This window comes from Gulosibacter sediminis, assembly GCF_023370115.1.
Classification (GTDB): Bacteria; Actinomycetota; Actinomycetes; order Actinomycetales; family Microbacteriaceae; genus Gulosibacter; species Gulosibacter sediminis_A.
On record NZ_CP097160.1, the window covers coordinates 2,320,193 to 2,337,663 of the forward strand.

Here is a 17,471-nt window from a genome sequence, read left to right on the forward strand (position 1 = left end):
ACGTTGTTGCGGGCTACCCGATGGTTCGCTGCAGCACGGCGATGACGAGGGGCGCGACACCGACGGCGAGAAACGCCGGCAGGATGCACGCGCCCAGCGGCAGCATGAGCTGCACGCCGAGCTTCGCGGCCGCCTGCGCCGCGTCGGCCCGGGCGCGCGCCCGCTCGAGCGTCGCCTCCGACCTCAGCAGCTCGCCCGCCGGCACTCCGGCCTCGGCGGCGAGGTGCACGATGCCCTCGGCTCGCTCGAAGCCGCTCTCCTCAAGCCGCCACTCGCGCAGGGCGTCGCGCACGGCCGCCTTGGCGTGCTCGGCGCTGCGGCCCGACAGCATCACCATGGCGATGAGGTCGAGCCCGAAGCCCGGGGTCGTGGGATGCTGCGTCGCCTTCGCGATCATGCGGCGGTTCCAGAGCCAGCCGACGAGCATGAGCACCCCGCCGACAGCAAGGCAGCCGAAGCCGAGCGCGCTGCCCGTGAGCACCCCGATCGTGTCGAAGCCGAGGGCGGCGCCAAGCACGAGCCCGACGACTGGCAACAGCAGCACGATGCGCGAGGCGGATGCGGGGCCCGCCAGCTCGACCTGCACGTCGCGGGCCGACTGGCCAAGGTCGCGGAAGCCGTTCGCGAGCTGCCGCAGCGACTGCGCGAGCGGGGCGCCGGTGCGCGTCGCGAGCGCCCAGGTGACGCCGAGGGCGCGCCAGGTCGCGTCGGGGTGCCCCTGCAGCAGGGCGCCGGCATCGCTGCCGCAGCCCACCTCGCGCGCGAGACGGGCGATCGTCGTCTCGGGCGAGCGCCGCCGCCTGCCCTCAGCGGCCTGCTCGAGCGCATCCGCCTGCGCCACCCGCTGCCAAGCAGTGTCGGGCACGACGCCGCCGCCGAGCAGCGTCGCGAGCCGCTCGACCACCGCCGCGGTGTGCTCCGACTCGTGCCGCCTAGCCACCCGAACGCTCCAGCCGCTTGCCGGTGCGCACGCTCGTAACCCGCAGACGGCCGTTGTCGTCGAGCCCGAACTCGCCCATGTCGACGAGCTGGCGTAGGCCGCGGTCGCGCTCGATGTGCATCACGAGATCGAGCGCCGATACGGTCTGCCGGGCCACCGCCTCCTGCGACATGCCGGCGAGGGCGCCGAGTGCCTCGAGCCGTGCGGGCACGTCGGCGAGCGAGTTCGCGTGCAGGGTGCCCGCCCCGCCGTCGTGCCCCGTGTTCAGCGCGGCGAGCAGTTCGCGCAGCTCGGCGCCGCGGCACTCGCCGAGCACGAGGCGGTCGGGGCGCATCCGCAGGGCCTCGCGCACGAGTCGCTCGAGCGTGACCTCACCCGCGCCCTCGACGTTCGCCTGCCGTGCCTCCATCTGCACGACGTGCGGGTGCCGGATGCGCAGCTCGGCGACGTCCTCGATCACCACGAGCCGCTCATCTTTCGGCGCCTCGCCGAGCATCGCGCCGAGCAGGGTCGTCTTGCCCGAGCCGCCCGCGCCGGTGACGAGGATGTTCGCGCGATCGGCGAGCGCTCGGCGCACGATCTCTTCGGCGTCGTCGTAGAAGAAGCCGGCGGCGGCGAGGTCGTCGAGGCTGAGCCGGGTCGCCCGGGGTGCGCGGATCGAGAGCAGCGTGCCCGTCGTCGACACCGGCGGCAGCACGGCATGCACGCGGATGCCCGCGCCGATGCGCACGTCGACGGTCGGCGCCGCCTCGTCGAGGTGGCGCCCGCCCGCCGCGATGATGCGGGTCGCGAGCTCGCGCAGCGCGCGCTCGCCGGGCGCCTTCCACGAGCGGTCGAGCTCGGCTCCCGAACCTCGGTCGACCCAGAGCCCGGCCATGCCGTTCACGAACAGATCGGTCACCTCGCCGTCGGCGACATAGCCGGCGAGCGGGCCGAACGCCTCGGCCTGGCCGCGCGTCAGCTCACGCCGGGGTCGCGCGTCGTCGGGGCGACCGGGGCGAGCCACGAGCTGCACCTGCGCGGGCCGGTCGGCCGCGCGTTGCAGCACGAACGGCTCGGGGTCGCCGGTGTCGTAAGCGTCAAACGAAGTGCGTTGCATGCGCACCAGGATGCTCGGCTCGCGATCCGCGCGCTCGCCGAGGCCGGGCAGCTGTGGAGAGTCGCGCATCCACCGCCGTCGCGGGAGGCGGCGCGACGCGCCGAGCAACTACCTACCAAAGTTGGTATGCCGAGCGCACCTCGAAACCCGAGGCATAGACTTCGCGTGCAGATTCCGCATCACAACGAAGTGAGGTTCCTATGGTTGCTGCCAGCGACGACAAGATCGAGAAGCTCGTCAACCCGATTGAGACGTTCCCGCCGAGCGAGGACTTCATTGCGGGCACGAAGGTCCCCACCGACCTCCGCGATCGAGCGGAGGCGGACCGGCTCGGGTTCTGGGCCGATCAGGCACGCGAACTCACATGGGGTCAGGACTTCACCGAGGTGCTCGACTGGAGCAATGCGCCCCGCGCCCGCTGGTTCGCCGACGGCAAGATCAACGCCACCGTCAACGCGGTCGATCGCCACGTCGAAGCCGGCAACGGCGACCGTGTCGCGATCCATTGGGAGGGCGAGCCCGGCGACAAGCGCGCCATCACCTACAACGACCTTCACCGCGAGGTGCAGCAGGCGGCGAACATGCTGCTCTCGCTCGGCATCAAGAAGGGCGATGTGGTCGCCATCTACCTGCCGATGATTCCTGAGGCCGTCGTCGCGCTGCTCGCCTGCGCGCGCATCGGCGCGATCCACTCGGTGATCTTCGCGGGTTTCTCGTCCGACGCCATCCGTCAACGCGCCGATGACGCCGACGCGAAGCTGATCATCACCGCGAACGGGTCGAACCGCAAGGGCAAGGTCTTCCCGCTCAAGCCCACCGTCGATGAGGCCCTCAAGGCTCCGGGCCACACCGTCGAGCACGTGCTCGTCGTGAAGCGCCCCGAGTACGACGTCGAGATGGTCGAAGGCCGTGACCTCTGGTGGCACGAGGCGGTCGCCGACCAGCCCGCCGTGCACGAGGCCGAGGCGTTCGACGCCGAGCACCCGCTGTTCATCCTCTACACCTCGGGTACGACCGGCAAGCCGAAGGGCCTCTGGCACGCGACGGGCGGCTACCTCACCCAGGTCAACCTCACGTTCCGCACGATGTTCGACCTCCGCGACGACGACATGTACTGGCTCAGCGCCGACATCGGCTGGGTCACCGGCCACAGCTACCTCATCTATGGCCCGCTGCTCGCGGGCGCGACCCAGGTGATGTACGAAGGCACGAACGACTATCCGTCGCTCGACCGCTGGTTCGAGATCATCGAGAACTACAAGGTGACGATTTTCTACACGGCGCCGACCGCGATCCGTGGCTTCATGAAGACCGGACGCGAGATTCCGCTGCGCCACGACCTCTCGTCGCTGCGCCTGCTCGGCTCGGTGGGCGAGCCGATCAACCCCGAGGCCTGGGAGTGGTTCCGCGACGTCATCGGCTCGGGCAAGACCCCGATCGTCGACACCTGGTGGCAGACCGAAACGGGCGCACACATGATCGCGCCGATTCCGACGCAGGATGCGCTCAAGGCGGGTTCGGCGCAGAAGCCGGTTCCCGGTGTGGTCGTCGAGGTCGTCGATGAGGCCGGCAACCGCGTCAACCCGGGCGAGATGGGCCTGCTCACGATCACCGAGCCGTGGCCCTCGATGGCCCGCGGCATCTGGGGCGACGACGAGCGCTTCAAGGAGACCTACTGGTCGCAGTTCCCGGGCCGCTACTTCGCTGGCGATGGCGCGGGCGTCGACCTCGACGGCGACCTCTGGCTGCTCGGCCGCGTCGACGACGTCATGAACGTGTCGGGCCACCGCCTCTCCACCACCGAGATCGAGTCGACCCTGGTCGAGCATCCCTTCGTCGCCGAGTCGGCGGTCGTCGGCGCGGCCGACGAGGTGAAGGGCCAGGCCGTCGTGGCGTTCGCGGTGCTCAAGCGTTCGCAGGCCGACGCGATCGCGAAGGCCGACGTGCCCGAGGAGCTGCGCAAGTTCGTCGCCGACCGCATCGGCGCCATCGCCCGCCCGCGCCAGGTGTTCGTCGTCGACGAACTGCCGAAGACGCGCTCGGGCAAGATCATGCGCCGTCTGCTCAAGGACGTCGCCGAGGGGCGCACCGTCGGCGACACGACGACGCTCACCGACGCGAACGTGATGGCGTCGATCGCCGACAACGTCGCGGCCGGCGCGCAGGACTAGCCCCAGCCACAAAAACGCCTCGGCGGTGTCGGAGACGACACCGCCGAGGCGTTTTTGCGGTTACGAGCGGATGCGCGCGCCTACTCGAATGCGACGGTCACCTCGAGCTCGACCGGCGAGTTGAGCGGCAGGGCCGCGACACCCACGGCCGAGCGGGTGTGGCGGCCGCGCTCGCCGAACGCCTTGCCGAGCAGGCCGGATGCGCCGTTCGCGACCTGGGGCTGCTGCGTGAAGTCGGCGGTCGAGTTCACGAACACCGTGACCTTGAGCACGCGGGTGACGCGGTCGAGGTCGCCAATCTGCTGCTTGATCGCCGCGAGGGCGCCGAGGGCCGACAGCTCGGCGAGCTCCTGCGCCTCATCGACCGTGACCTCGGCGCCGACGTGGCCGGTCGCCTTGAGGGTGCCGTCGACGAACGGCAGCTGGCCCGAGGTGTAGACCGTGCCGCGGTCGACGAGGGCGGGCACGTAGTCGCCGGCCGGGGCGGCGACGGTGGGCAGGGTCAGGCCAAGTTCGCGCAGGGCGGATTCAACACGGCTCATCTGGGTTCTCCTTCGTAGTGGTGCGGCTTAGGCGGTCGCGTCGTCGGCGAGCGGACGCTTCATGTAGGCGACGGAGCCACCCTGCTCATTCGTGACGATCTGCACGAGTTCCCAGCCCTGCTTGCCCCAGTTGTTGAGGATTGCACCCGGCGTGTGCAGGGGCAGCGGCGTGATGAAGTACTCCCAGTTGGTCATGGTCATGGCCCTCCGTCGATGTGTTTCTGGCTGCGAGATTCGCCCGTGTTTGCGGGCGAGAACGCCCCGGGGCGGGAGCCAGTTTCCTGAACGCACCGCCCGTAATTACACGTTTCCAATTACCCTAGTTGCCATGCCTAACAACTCCTCCACTGCGCCGAAACGCAACGTCGTTGCGACAATTCTCGGCCTTCTTGGGATGAGCGGTATCGCGGGCGTGTTGGTCGCAGCTCTCGTGACCCCGCTCATTGCCGTTGCCGGTGTTGCGGCGAACTCGTCAATCACGCTGTTCGAATCGCTTCCCGACTACCTCGAGATCCAGCCACTGCAGCAGAAGACCGAGCTCTACGGTGACTTGAACGGCGAGCGCGTCAAGTTCGCCGAGTTCTACTCGCAGAACCGCGTTGAGGTGGCGCTCGACGACATCTCGCCGTATGTCGCCGAGGCCGCGGTGTCGACGGAGGACCCCCGCTTCTACGAGCACGGCGGCGTCGACGTCATCTCGGCGACCCGAGCCCTCCTCGTCGGCCTGATCGGCGACGACGGCGGTGGCGCGTCGACGATCACGATGCAGTACGTGCGTAACCAGCGCGTGCAGGCGGCCGAGGCCATCCTCGACCCCGACGAGCGCGACGCCGCGTTCCAGGACGCCACCGAGGTGTCGATGGGCCGCAAGCTCCAGGAGATGCGTCTCGCGATCGGTGTCGAGCAGCAGTTCTCGAAGGATGAGATCCTCCAGGGCTACCTCAACATCGCGCTCTTCGGCGGCCAGATTTACGGTATCGAGGCGGCCGCGCAGTACTACTTCGGCAAGCCTGCCAAGGACCTCACGCTCTCGGAGTCGGCGACCCTCGTGGGTACCGTGCAGAACCCGAACGCGTTCCGCATCGACAACCCCGACAACCTCGAGGCGTCGACGAACCGGCGCAACTACGTGCTGGGCCGAATGCTCGACGAGGGCGCGATCACCCAGGCCGAGTACGACGAGGCGAAGGCGGAGGAGATCACGCCGAACATCACCCCGAGTGAGCAGGGGTGCATGAACGCGAAGTACAACACCCAGTACTTCTGTGACTACGTTGAGAAGGTCGTGCTCAACGACCCCGCATTCGGCGCAACGTACGAGGAACGTCGCTTCGCGTTCCAGACCAAGGGCTACCAGATCGACACGACGATCGACCTCGACCTGCAGCAGACCGTGACCGACACCATTCACTCGAACCTGCCGGCGGCGATCGAGGGCGTCAACTTCGGTGGCACCGCGGTTGCGATTCAGCCGGGCACCGGCAACATCCTCGCGATGCAGCAGAACACCGAGTACGACCCAACCGATGCGGCGGCCGATAATCCCGCGGCAACGGTGATCAACTACAACACCGACTTCGACTACGGCGGTTCATCGGGTTTCCAGCCTGGTTCGACGTACAAGGTCTTTACGCTCGCGAACTGGTTGCAATCCGGCCATTCACTCTATGAGTCGTTCAATGCGTCCGACCGCGCCTACACGAACTTCTATCAGTCGTGTGACCGCGTTGGCGGCAGCGATTCGTTCGAGCCCGGCAACGACGCGGGTGCGAAGTACGGCAATATCAACGCCGTGCAGGCAACGCAGGACTCGATTAACACCGGCTTCCTCGCCATGGCTGAGAAGCTCGACCAGTGCACGACTGCAGACATCGCCGAGGCGCTCGGTGTGCACAACGCCGATGGCTCCCCGCTGAAGACCTATCCGTCGGACATCATCGGCTCGGGCCAGAACTACGTGTCGCCGATGTCGCTCGCGGTCGCCTTTGCGGCCATCGCCAACAGCGGTGAGTCCTGCGACCCGATCGCCATCGAGAGCATCACGCTGCGCGACGGCACTGAGGTGGATCCGCCTTCGAGCAACTGCACGCAGGCGATCGATCCCGAGGTTGCGCATGCCATGGAGCTCGCGATGAAGACCGTGATGTCGGCCGGTTCGGGTACCGCGTCGAACCCGGGCCTGACCTCCGAGATCATCGGTAAGACCGGTACCACCGGTGGAACGGTGGGCAACGGTAACGGTGCGGCCCAGACGTGGATGGTCGCGGCCACCACCGGCTTCTCGCTCGCGGTCTGGGTGGGTAACACCGAGGCCTACGAGGGTCGCCTCGCCTCGATGCGTGATATCGGCTTCGGCTGGACGCGTCACGAGGTTGCGAGACCGATCCTCGCGGCTGGCATCACCGAGTACGGCGCCGAAACGTTCCCGGCCCCGACGGGTGACACCGTGCAGCGGAAGAACGTGACCGTGCCCGACGTGGTCGGCATGTCGGTCGACGCCGCCACTTCTGCCCTCGAGTCCGCTGGATTCACCGTGACGGTGGGCGACTCGGTCGCCTCTGACGAGGCATCGGGCACCGTCGCGCGCACCAACCCCTCGGCGAACACGAGTGCGCAAGAGGGATCGACCGTGACCATCAGTCCGTCGAGCGGTGACAGCGATTCGTCGGACGGCATCCCGATGCCAGACATCGTCGGCATGTCGTATGACGAGGCCGTCGACGCGCTCTCCGAAGCCGGCCTCGGCGACCAGGGCACGCAGTTCCAGTGGCAGGGGTCGAAGGACAATCCCGTCAAGAGCACGTCACCCGCCGCCGGTGAGGTTGTCGGACCAGACGACACCGTGACCATTCAGGCCGAAGACTAGGGTGCGCATCGCACGCATTCTCGGAACCGGGGCCGCCACGCTGATTGCGGGCGGCCTCGGTTTCGTTGCCTGGGCTGCGGCCATCGAGCGGCGCCGGTTCACGCTGCGTCGGTACGAACTGCCGGTGCTTCCGGCCGGTGCCGCGCCCGTGAAGGTGCTGCACCTTGCCGACTTCCACTACGCGCCGGGACAGCGCAAGAAGCAGCGTTTCGTGCGCAGTCTCGCGAAGCACGATCCCGACCTCATCGTCGCGACCGGCGACAACTACGGGCACCGCGATGGGCTCGCTGGCATCGCCGAGATGCTCGAGCCGTTCCGCGGCGTGCCGGGGCTCAGCGTGTTCGGCTCGAACGACTACTACGGGCCAATCTTCAAGAACCCGTTCACCTATTTCACCGGCAAGAAGATCAAGGTCGAGCGCCAGCCCGATCTCGACGAGGCCGGCCTGCGCGAGCTGCTGTTCGATGACCTCGGCTGGGTCGATCTCACGAACTCGGCCGCGATCGTGCGCGCGGGCGGGCTGCGCATCCGTGCCGTCGGCGTCGACGACCCGCACATCCACCTCGACAAGCCGGATGCTGCGCTCGCCGACCTCGAGCGGCTCGCGCGCCGCGGTGGCGAGTGGGAGGTGACGCTCGGGCTCGTGCACGCGCCGTACCAGCGCATTCTCAATCGCTACGTCGAAGACACGGACGTCGCGGCGATCTTCGCCGGCCACACCCACGGCGGCCAGGTCTGCCTGCCGGGCGGCCGTGCGATCATCGCGAACTGCGACCTGCCGAAGGATCAGGCGGGCGGGGTTTCGGAGTGGTCGGCCGGTGGTCGCAGCGTGCCGCTGCACGTGTCGCGCGGACTTGGCACCTCGATCTACGCGCCGTATCGCACCTTCTGCCCGCCCGAGGCGTCGCTCATCACGTTGACGGCACGGGCCTAGCGACCCTCGCTCGGCGCGAATCGTGTGATTGGACGGCACCCTGATTTGGGGTAGTATTGACGAGTTGCCGACCTGGTTGGCACATCGGGATGTGGCGCAGCTTGGTAGCGCGCCTCGTTCGGGACGAGGAGGTCGCAGGTTCAAATCCTGTCATCCCGACGTTTGTGAAGTCGCGGGTATCGAGTATTCGATGCCCGCGACTTCTTCGTTTCCGGCGGGCCGCCCGAATGGTGTCGCAGCTGCATCTACTCCACGACGCGGCTCAGGGCAGAGTTCTCGTCCGTCGCTACCAGTCGCGCCCGCGCACCTCGGGCAGCGGGGTCGGTGGTTGCTCGAGCCGGTACCCGATATCGAACCGTTTGCGCCCGCCAAGGCGTGGCTCTTGCGTCCAATCCAGATGCTCCGGCGGGATGAACCACACCGTGCCACCACCCCGCGATTTCTCGCGCGCGACTCGCGCCGGCGACCCCGGCTCATGCGCAATCCGGACACCCCACCCCTCATGCACGCGATGGTGACACGAGGTACACAACAACACCCCGTTATCAAGATCCGTCGTGCCGTCATGCGCTTTCCACCAATCAATATGGTGCGCCTCCGTCATCCCAGGTGGCAGGCCACAGTACGCGCAGCCACCATCACGCTCGACCAGCGCGAGGCGCTGCGCCCGAGAGAAGTGGCGGTGCTCCCGACCCAAATCCAGCACCTCACTGTCACCCCCGAGCACGACGGGGATGATATTCGCGGCCGCGGCACGACGACGCAGGGTCGCCGCATCCAACATTGCGCCGCTCTCGGACTCCGCCGCCTCGCACTTGCCGGACAAGTGCTCGTGGAGGCCGTCCGCGTGCATCCGAATCAGCACGGTCGTCGTCACGCCCGGGACCTCATCCTGGGCACACCCGAGCAAATGCTTGCACGCCTCAACGAGGGCGTCGGCCTGCATCTGCGCGATCGACCGCGTGTCCTGGTCAACCGCGACCGGCTCAACCCCGTCATCGGTCGGGCGGAACATGACCGTCGACCCCGCGACCTCACCATCCGTCGGGACCTCCGGATCACCCTTCACGTTCTGGCCACGCGACGTGCGCAGCGCGTTCGTGCAATACGCCTCGAAGAACTTCGCGACATACATGCCGGACTCCGGGTCAAGCTTCGCCTTCACGTTGAGCATGCCCGTGTCGATATCGGTGTAGATCTTGACGCTGCGTTCGCGGCGTTGCTTGCGGAACGAGGGCGCGAGCCCGTCGGGGTCGAGTTGCGCTTCGAGGCGGGCTTCGACTTTGCGGAAGTCGGGCAGGCGCATCCCGGTCTTCGCGACCTCGACGATCTCGCGTTCGCCCTCGGCGAGGTCGTCGTCGAGCACGCGGGGTGCCATGCGGTGGCGGAGTTTCACGATCTCGTTCGCGTGCGCGATACCGAGTTCGCCTTCCTGCAGCGCGACCGCGACATGCGGTGCCCGCGGGACGCACCGGTCACCGGTCCAGTGGTCTTCCCCTACGACTTCTTTGCCGATGCGCACGTACGCGTCAGCGTCACGCTTTTCAGACCGGAGCACCTCGGCAATAAGGTCGCCGGCATCGCGGCAGCCATGGCGTCGCGCTAACGCATCCTCGCCCCGCGTCACGTCAGAGCGCACCGCGACCTCGTTCGCGACGACCGCGACCGCCGCACCCAACTGGCGTTGCATCGCCCCAAGCTGCTGGAGAAAGTCGAGCACGTCCGCATCATCCGCCCCATTCAGCGAGAACGCGAGATCCTCCGACGACCCCCGCCCGTGGGTGAGGGATTCCCACGACCCCAGCAACTCGGTAAACCTCGCACGCAAGCGCCCCGCGTGGGAACGATCCGCGCGCAAATAGTCAGAGAACGTCGTGACGGACATCGGAATCACCTCCCATCGGTGACTGCAACAGTGCGTATTTATATACTACGGTTTTCCAAGCCAAAGTCAATATTTTTAGTAGTTATGTTCGAAGCTGGCCCCCAGGTTTCCAGATTCTGGCACCTACCGCAGCGAGCGGTCGGCGCCGGTTCCCCAACGCAGCTTCATTGTCACCCGAGCCACCGACACAACTGTGACGCCCTCGACACGACGGTGGCTGCGAGCCCCAGCCACCGACTCAGGCCACGAGCGGCAGGTCATTGCCCCAGCCGCTCATGTCCTGCGCCAAGTGACCTGCACGACTAACTGCTCTGAAACACCGATGACTTACTCGCCTCCACCAGCGCAACCATCGATCGACGACCGCCAACTCGCCCCCGACCCCACACGCATCCGTCACCGAGCCGCCAGACACAGCCAGCAGCTCAGCCTCCGCCACCTGACCAACCTGACCAGCGGCCAACGGCTAACGGCTAACGGCTAACGGCTAACGGCTAACGGCTAACGGCTAACGGCTAACGGCTAGACAGCACTACCTGCAACCTGCAACCTGCAACCAACAACCAAACTGGCGCGACCCACCGCATCCTGGGCACAATGGGCCAAGACCCCACTCCCCAAGTCAGGTGACTCGATGACGAATCTCGACCAGCGGCCCGAGCTCGAACTGCTCGAGCCGGGCCAGCCCTGCACCGAAATCGAGGTGCTCGAGCCGCGCCTCGTGCCGCTCGGCGGTGTGCGCGCGATGACCGTCTATCGCACCCTGCCACAGCGCCAGCGCTCGCTCGTCGGCGCCTGGTGCTTCGCCGACCACTACGGCCCCGACGATGTCGGCGACACCGGCGGGATGTTCGTGCCCCGGCATCCGCACACCGGCCTCGCGACTGTCTCGTGGCTGTTCACCGGCTGCATCGAGCACCTCGACTCGGGCGGCAACGCTGCCGCCGTCGTGCCGGGCGAGCTCAACCTCATGATCGCGGGCCGCGGCGTCACCCACCAGGAGCTCTCCGACCACGCCACGACGACGCTCCACGGCGTGCAACTCTGGTATGCACTGCCCGAGGCAACGCGCTTCGGCGAGAACGAGTTCGTGCACTACGCGCCCGAACCTGTCGAACTGCCAGGCGCATCCGCCCGTGTGTTCATCGGCTCGCTGTTCGGCTCGACCTCTCCGGTCGAAACGCGCACGCCCGAGCTCCTCGGCGCCGAGCTCCTGCTCGACCCGGATGCGACGCTCACGGTTCCCGTACGGCGCGAGTTCGAACACGGGGTGCTGGCGGAGGACAGTGAGATCAGCGTCAACGGCACGCCAACCGCGCACCGCGAGCTCGCCTACGCGCCCACCGGCGCCGACACCCTCACAGTCACCGCGGGGCCGGCAGGAGCCCGCATCGTGCTGCTCGGAGGCGTGCCGCTCGGCGAACGGATTCTCATGTGGTGGAACTTCGTCGGTCGTAATCACGAGGAGATCGTCGAGATCCGCCGCCGCTACCAGGCCGAGCTCGGCTTCGAGCCCGCGGACCCGCAGGATGCCGGCAAACGCCCGCTCTTCGGCGACTTCCCCGACGGCCAACCCGATCCGCTGCCGGCACCGCCACTGCCCATCACGCGCCTCAAGCCGCGCGAGTAGCATGGGCAATCACATGATCGAGTTGCTCTCCCCCACCGAAATCGCCCTCGGCGCCGACACCGGTGCCCTCGTCGCCGACATCCTCCACACCGCGAAGGCGCGCGCGAAGGTCGGCACGAACCTGCTTGAGATCGACGCACTCGCGCGCGACATGATGCTCGCCGCGGGCGCCGAGTCTTGCTACGTCGACTACGAGCCGTCGTTCGGCGAGGGCCCGTTCGGCTACTACATCTGCACCTCGGTGAACGACGCAGTGCTGCACGGCAAGCCGCACGACTATGCGCTGCGCGACGGCGACCTCCTCACACTCGACCTCGCGATCTCGCTGCAGGGCGTCGTGGCGGATGCGGCGATCAGCTTCTTCATCGGTACCCCGAGTCCAGAGGGCCAGGCGCTCATCGAGGCGACCGAGCGCGCCCTGGACGCGGGCATCGAGGCAGCACAGCCGGGCGGCCGCATCGGCGACATTGCGCACGCGATCGGCACCGTCCTGCAGGGCGCAGGCTACCCCGTGAACCTCGAGTTCGGCGGCCACGGCGTCGGCTCAACCATGCACCAAGACCCGCACATCCCGAACTGGGGCAAGGCGGGTCGAGGCTGGAAGCTGCGCCCGGGCATCCTGCTCGCGATCGAGCCCTGGGCGATGCTCGACACCGCCGAGCTCGTCACCGACGCCGATGGCTGGACCCTGCGCAGCGCCACAGGCTGCCTGACGGCCCACACCGAGCACACCGTGGCGATTACCGAGGACGGCCCGCGCATCCTCACGCTGCCCCGTTAGCGGGCCGCCGCGAGCCTGACGTGCCTGCGTGCCGGCGCGGGGCCGAGCTGCATCGCTAGCCGTGCGCGACCGCATCCTCATAGCCGTCGCCCCAGTCGCTCTCGACGAACTCGACCAGCGCATCCACCGACTCGTGGAAGCTCTCGAGCGGGAAAATCGGGAACGTGTTCTTCGCGAGAAACCCCTCGTGCGTCACGTCGAGCCAGTCGTAGGTGAGCGAGACGTACGTCGACTCGGCGTCACGCGGTTCGAGCGTCCACGTCCACCGGTGCCCGATCGGAGGGTAGCCCTCGGTCGCCGGCTTCCAGGCGATCGCCGCGTTCTTTTCGAGCCGCGTCACGTGGTTCACCATGCGATACGCGCCGCCCATCTTCGGCGAGGACATGTTCATCGTGAAGGTGTCGCCCACCTGCGTGATCGGGTCGGCCGACGACGGGTCGACGCTCACAATCATCTCTTTCGGGTCGAAGTCGATGTGCAGGGTGGGGTTGCGCACGACGTCAAAGATTTCAGCCGGGGTGGAGTAGGCGAGCTTGGTCACGGTGAGGCTGAGCTCGGGTTCGAGGTCAAACCGTTTCATGCGCGCGAGTCGCACGTCGTCGTGAGGTTCCATATGTGCCGTCCTTTGGTTCACGAATCACCATTGATTCGTGCCACATAGCGTACGGGGTGATGGCCTCACGAACACCTGATGATGCTCATGCAAGTATTTATGCGTCGGCGACGTCGCTCGCGAGGCGCCCACCCGACTCGAGCAGGTAGCACTGGCCGCAGAGCGACTCGTAGGTGACCGAGCCGCCGTCGATCGCCACCTGGTCGCCCGCGAACGTGAACTTGCCGTCGACGTTGCGCGCATTGAACACAGCCTTGCGGCCGCAGCGGCAGATCGTCTTCAGCTCTTCGACCGAGTGCGCGATCTCGAGCAGCCGACGGGCACCCGGGAACGCGAGTGTCTGGAAATCGGTACGGATGCCGTAGCTCAGCACCGGGATGCCGTCGAGCACCGCGATACGAAACAGCTCGTCGATCTGCTGCGGGCTGAGGAACTGTGCCTCGTCAACGAGCAGGCAAGCGATCGCGCCGCGCTCAGCCACGAGGCCGGCGAGGGCTTCCCTCGGGGACGCGCCGTCGTCGAGCAGGATGTCGACCTTGCGGTCCATGCCGAGGCGCGACGAGATCGAGTCGGCACCCTTCGTGTCGAGGCGCGGCTTGAGCAGCACGACGGCCTGCCCGCGCTCCTCGTAGTTAAAGGCAGTTTGCAGCAGCGCCGTCGACTTGCCCGAGTTCATGGCGCCGTAGCGGAAATAGAGCTTGGCCATGCTTACTCCTCACCGATGGTGCGGAGGGACTCGTGCGCGAGGCCGCGCAGGTTTGCGACGAGGCCGCCGGCGATCGTCTCCAGCGCGACCGAGTTGCGCCCACCCTCGGGCACGATGACGTCGGCCCAGAGCTTCGACGACTCGACATAGCGCTCATGCATCGGCTTCACCGTCGCGAGGTACTGCGCCTCGACCGACTCGAGCGTGCGACCGCGCTCGAGCACGTCGCGCTTGATGCGTCGCAGGATGCGCACATCGGCGTCGGTGTCGACGTACAGCTTGAGATCGAAGCGGGCCCGCAGCGCCTCGTCGGCGAGCACGAGCACGCCCTCGACGAAGATGATCGGCCGGCTGCACACCGGCACCGTGACGTCGGAACGATTGTGCTGCGCGTAGTCGTAGGTCGGCGATTCGACATCGCGACCCGCAAGCAGTTCGTCGAGGTGCTCCACCAGTAACGCATTGTCGAAGGCTTCGGGCGCGTCATAGTTCACGAGCACGCGCTCGTCGTAACTCAGCGCATCCTGTCGGTTGTAGTAGTTGTCGTGGAAAATCACCGCGGCATCGTCGGCGAACCGTTCGGCGAGGGCGCGCGTGAGCGCGGTCTTCCCGCTTCCTGATCCGCCGGCGATGCCGACAACGAATGGCTGGCCCAAGTTACGCGACGGGGGCGATGCCGAGCACCTTCGCGGTGTCGTTCTGCACCTGCTTGGCCAGCTCCGGCTTGTCGTTGAGCGTCTGGCCGTACGACGGCACGAGGTCGGTGATCTTCTCAGACCAGCTCGGCCACTGCTCCGGGAAGCAGCGCTCAAGCAGCGAGATCATCGCCGACGGGGCGACGGATGCGCCGGGCGAGGCACCGAGCAGGCCCGCGATCGAGCCGTCGGCCTTGGTGACCACCTCGGTGCCCATGACGAGCAGGTAACCCTTGCCCTTCGGGTTCTTCTTCATGACCTGCACGCGCTGACCGGCCGTGATGAGGCGCCAGTCTTCGCTCTTCGCCTCGGGGAAGAACTCGGCGAGCGACTCGAACTTCTTCGCCGGCGACGCGGCGAGCTGGCCCACGAGGTAGGTGACGAGGTCGAGGTTCGTGACACCAACGCCGAGGTAGGTCGGGATGTTGTCGACGCGCAGCGACTTGAACATGTCGAGCAGGGAACCCTGCTTGAGGTAGCGGGTGTTGAAGCCGGCGTAGGGGCCGAACATCAGCGAGGCCTTTCCGTCAACCACGCGGGTGTCGAGGTGCGGCACCGACATCGGTGGTGCGCCGACCGGAGGCATGGCGTAGACCTTCGCCTGGTGCTTCGCGACGACCTCGGGGTTGTCGGTGCGGAAGAACTCGCCCGAAATCGGGAAGCCACCAAACGCCTTAATCTCGGGGATGCCCGACTTCTGCAGCAGCGGCAGCGCGCCGCCGCCCGCGCCGACGAACACGAAGCGCCCGTGGGTGACGTTCTTGCGGCCCTTTTCGGCGCCGCTCGCGACCTTCGTCGCGACCTGCCAGACCCCATCCGGGCGCTGGCGGAGGTCGACAACCTCGGTGCCGAGGCGCACGACGGCGCCGTTCTCGATCGCTGCCTGGAAAAGCAGGCGCGTGAGCGAACCGAAGTCGACGTCGGTGCCCTGCTCGACGAAGGTCGCGGCGACCTTCTCGTCCTTCGCACGGCCGACCATGAGCGCGGGAGCCCACTCGAAGATCTGCGTGGGGTCGTCGCTGAACTGCATCGTCGAGAACAGCGGCTGTTCCTTGAGGATGTTCCAGCGGCGGCGGAGGAACTCGACGTTCTCTTCGCCGGTCACGAACGTCATGTGCGGCACGGGGTTGATGAACTTCGTGGGCTCGGGCAGCTGGCCGCGAGTCACGAGCGTCGACCAGAGCTGGCGCGACACCTGGAACTGCTCGTTGATCGTGAGCGCCTTCGAGATGTCGATCTTGCCGTCGGTCTCGGGCGTGTAATTGAGCTCGCACAGCGCCGAGTGGCCGGTACCCGCGTTGTTCCAGGGGCCGGACGACTCCTGAGCGACATCGTCGAGTCGCTCAATGATCTTGATCGACCAGTCGGGTTCGAGTTCGTGGAGCAGTGTCGCCAGGGTCGCCGACATAACACCGCCGCCAATGAGGACAGCATCGTAGATCTTCGGGTTCGTCACGTAACTACCTTACTCCCGGGCTTCGGCACGCTTTGGGTGCGCTATTCAGTTGGTGTGACCCGCGATTGTTCGCGGATGCGCTAATTAGGCCGAGAGTTCCTCGGCCACGAGCTCGGCAATCTGGATCGCGTTGAGGGCTGCGCCCTTGCGCAGATTGTCGTTGGAGATGAAGAGGCTGAGACCCTTGCCCTCGGGTGCCGACTGGTCGGCACGGATGCGGCCAACGAGGCTCGGGTCGGTGCCGGCGGCGTCGAGCGGGCTCGGCACATCCTGCAGTTTGACACCGGGCGCCTCGGCGAGGATTTCGGTGGCGCGCTCGGGGGTGATGTCGTTCGCGAACTCGGCGTTGATCGAGAGCGAGTGGCCGGTAAAGACCGGCACGCGCACGCAGGTGCCGGCGACGCGGAGGTCGGGCAAGTGGAGGATCTTGCGCGACTCATTGCGAAGCTTCTGCTCTTCGTCGGTCTCACCTGTGCCGTCGTCGACGAAGTTGCCCGCCTGGGCAACGACGTTGAAGGCGATGGGATGCACGTAGAGCTCTGGTTCGGGCAGCTCGACCGCGTGCCCGTCTTGCACGAGACCGAGCAGGGCGTCCTCGCCCTGGTTCACGGCGGCGACCGCCTGGCTCGAAAGCTCGCGGGCGCCCGCAAGGCCAGAGCCCGAAACGGCCTGGAAGGTGGTGACGATGAGGCGTTCGAGGCCCGCGGCGTCGTTGAGCGCGCGCAGGGCCGGCATGGCCGCCATCGTGGTGCAGTTCGGGTTCGCAATGATGCCCTTGGGGCGGTTCGCGATGTCGCCAGGGTTGACCTCCGACACGACGAGCGGCACCTCAGCGTCACCGCGCCATGCCGACGAGTTGTCAATGACCACCGCACCGGCGGCGGCGAAACGCTCTGCCTGGGCGCGCGAGGTGGCGCCGCCGGCTGAGAAGAGGGCAATGTCGATGCCGCTGAGGTCGGCGGTGGCGACGTCTTCGACGGTGAGTTGCTCGCCGTCGAACTCGATCTGCTTGCCCGCCGAACGGGCCGAGGCGAAGAGGCGAATCGACGCAATCGGGAAGTTCCGCTCAATGAGGAGGCGGCGCATGACGCCACCCACCTGACCGGTGGCACCGACAACGGCAACATTCATCTTCTTGACCATGCCCACCAGC

General features: G+C 67.1%; 15 protein-coding genes and 1 tRNA gene. 6 read left to right on the top strand and 10 right to left on the bottom strand.

Translation table 11 applies throughout. From position 1 onward, the window contains the following. Positions 1-13: 13 nt before the first annotated feature. Positions 14-940 (bottom strand): type II secretion system F family protein, encoded by a 927-nt coding sequence (locus M3M28_RS10640; protein ID WP_249386441.1) that lies wholly within the window; start codon positions 938-940, stop codon positions 14-16. Further along, positions 933-2,108 (bottom strand): TadA family conjugal transfer-associated ATPase, encoded by a 1,176-nt coding sequence (locus tag M3M28_RS10645; protein WP_249386442.1) that lies wholly within the window; start codon positions 2,106-2,108, stop codon positions 933-935. Before M3M28_RS10645 ends, M3M28_RS10640 begins: the two co-directional genes overlap by 8 nt. 131 nt (positions 2,109-2,239) lie before the next feature. Here M3M28_RS10645 and acs point away from each other — a divergent pair, with 131 nt between their 5' ends. After that, complete coding sequence (gene acs, locus M3M28_RS10650) at positions 2,240-4,210, top strand: acetate--CoA ligase (protein ID WP_249386443.1); 1,971 nt, start codon at positions 2,240-2,242, stop codon at positions 4,208-4,210. An 80-nt stretch (positions 4,211-4,290) separates the two neighbouring features. Here acs and M3M28_RS10655 read toward each other — a convergent pair whose 3' ends face one another. Next, positions 4,291-4,752 (bottom strand): RidA family protein, encoded by a 462-nt coding sequence (locus tag M3M28_RS10655; RefSeq protein ID WP_249386444.1) that lies wholly within the window; start codon positions 4,750-4,752, stop codon positions 4,291-4,293. 27 nt (positions 4,753-4,779) lie between these two features. After that, positions 4,780-4,953, bottom strand: a complete 174-nt coding sequence (locus tag M3M28_RS10660) for a DUF4177 domain-containing protein (RefSeq protein WP_345957658.1) — start codon at positions 4,951-4,953, stop codon at positions 4,780-4,782. Positions 4,954-5,080: 127 nt separating this feature from the next. Here M3M28_RS10660 and M3M28_RS10665 point away from each other — a divergent pair, with 127 nt between their 5' ends. The 3 genes from M3M28_RS10665 to M3M28_RS10675 all read left to right on the top strand — a co-directional run bounded on the left by M3M28_RS10665 (position 5,081) and on the right by M3M28_RS10675 (position 8,711). Continuing rightward, positions 5,081-7,618, top strand: a complete 2,538-nt coding sequence (locus tag M3M28_RS10665) for a transglycosylase domain-containing protein (RefSeq protein WP_249386445.1) — start codon at positions 5,081-5,083, stop codon at positions 7,616-7,618. 1 nt (position 7,619) lies between these two features. Next, positions 7,620-8,552: a metallophosphoesterase gene (locus M3M28_RS10670; RefSeq protein ID WP_249386446.1), complete on the top strand. Its 933-nt coding sequence runs from the start codon at positions 7,620-7,622 to the stop codon at positions 8,550-8,552. An 85-nt stretch (positions 8,553-8,637) separates the two neighbouring features. Continuing rightward, positions 8,638-8,711: transfer RNA gene (locus M3M28_RS10675), tRNA-Pro, on the top strand. A gap of 127 nt (positions 8,712-8,838) precedes the next feature. On the opposite strand, the gene M3M28_RS10680 is transcribed toward M3M28_RS10675, so the two are convergent. Continuing rightward, positions 8,839-10,437: an HNH endonuclease gene (locus tag M3M28_RS10680; protein WP_249386447.1), complete on the bottom strand. Its 1,599-nt coding sequence runs from the start codon at positions 10,435-10,437 to the stop codon at positions 8,839-8,841. A 634-nt stretch (positions 10,438-11,071) separates the two neighbouring features. Between M3M28_RS10680 and M3M28_RS10685 the strand changes: the two genes are divergently transcribed. Together M3M28_RS10685 and map are read left to right on the top strand one after the other, a co-directional pair. Then, positions 11,072-12,067: a pirin family protein gene (locus M3M28_RS10685; protein ID WP_249386448.1), complete on the top strand. Its 996-nt coding sequence runs from the start codon at positions 11,072-11,074 to the stop codon at positions 12,065-12,067. Positions 12,068-12,080: 13 nt separating this feature from the next. After that, complete coding sequence (gene map, locus M3M28_RS10690; protein ID WP_249386449.1) at positions 12,081-12,848, top strand: type I methionyl aminopeptidase; 768 nt, start codon at positions 12,081-12,083, stop codon at positions 12,846-12,848. Positions 12,849-12,903: 55 nt separating this feature from the next. Here map and M3M28_RS10695 read toward each other — a convergent pair whose 3' ends face one another. The 5 genes from M3M28_RS10695 to M3M28_RS10715 form a co-directional block, all read right to left on the bottom strand. Continuing rightward, the gene (locus M3M28_RS10695; RefSeq protein WP_249386450.1) at positions 12,904-13,461 is read right to left on the bottom strand and encodes an SRPBCC family protein; all 558 of its coding nucleotides are present in this window, start codon (positions 13,459-13,461) and stop codon (positions 12,904-12,906) included. A 97-nt stretch (positions 13,462-13,558) separates the two neighbouring features. Then, the gene (locus M3M28_RS10700) at positions 13,559-14,167 is read right to left on the bottom strand and encodes a thymidine kinase (RefSeq protein ID WP_249386451.1); all 609 of its coding nucleotides are present in this window, start codon (positions 14,165-14,167) and stop codon (positions 13,559-13,561) included. Between the two features lie 2 nt (positions 14,168-14,169). Next, positions 14,170-14,823, bottom strand: coding sequence for a uridine kinase (udk, locus tag M3M28_RS10705; protein WP_249386452.1), 654 nt, complete (start codon positions 14,821-14,823; stop codon positions 14,170-14,172). 1 nt (position 14,824) lies between these two features. After that, entirely contained in the window at positions 14,825-16,270 is a 1,446-nt protein-coding gene (gene mqo / locus M3M28_RS10710) for a malate dehydrogenase (quinone) (protein WP_431193870.1), read from the bottom strand. Positions 16,271-16,402: 132 nt separating this feature from the next. Further along, positions 16,403-17,461 carry an aspartate-semialdehyde dehydrogenase gene (locus tag M3M28_RS10715; protein WP_249386454.1) on the bottom strand — a complete coding sequence of 353 codons (1,059 nt, stop codon included), beginning with the start codon at positions 17,459-17,461 and terminating at the stop codon, positions 16,403-16,405. Positions 17,462-17,471: the final 10 nt, after the last annotated feature.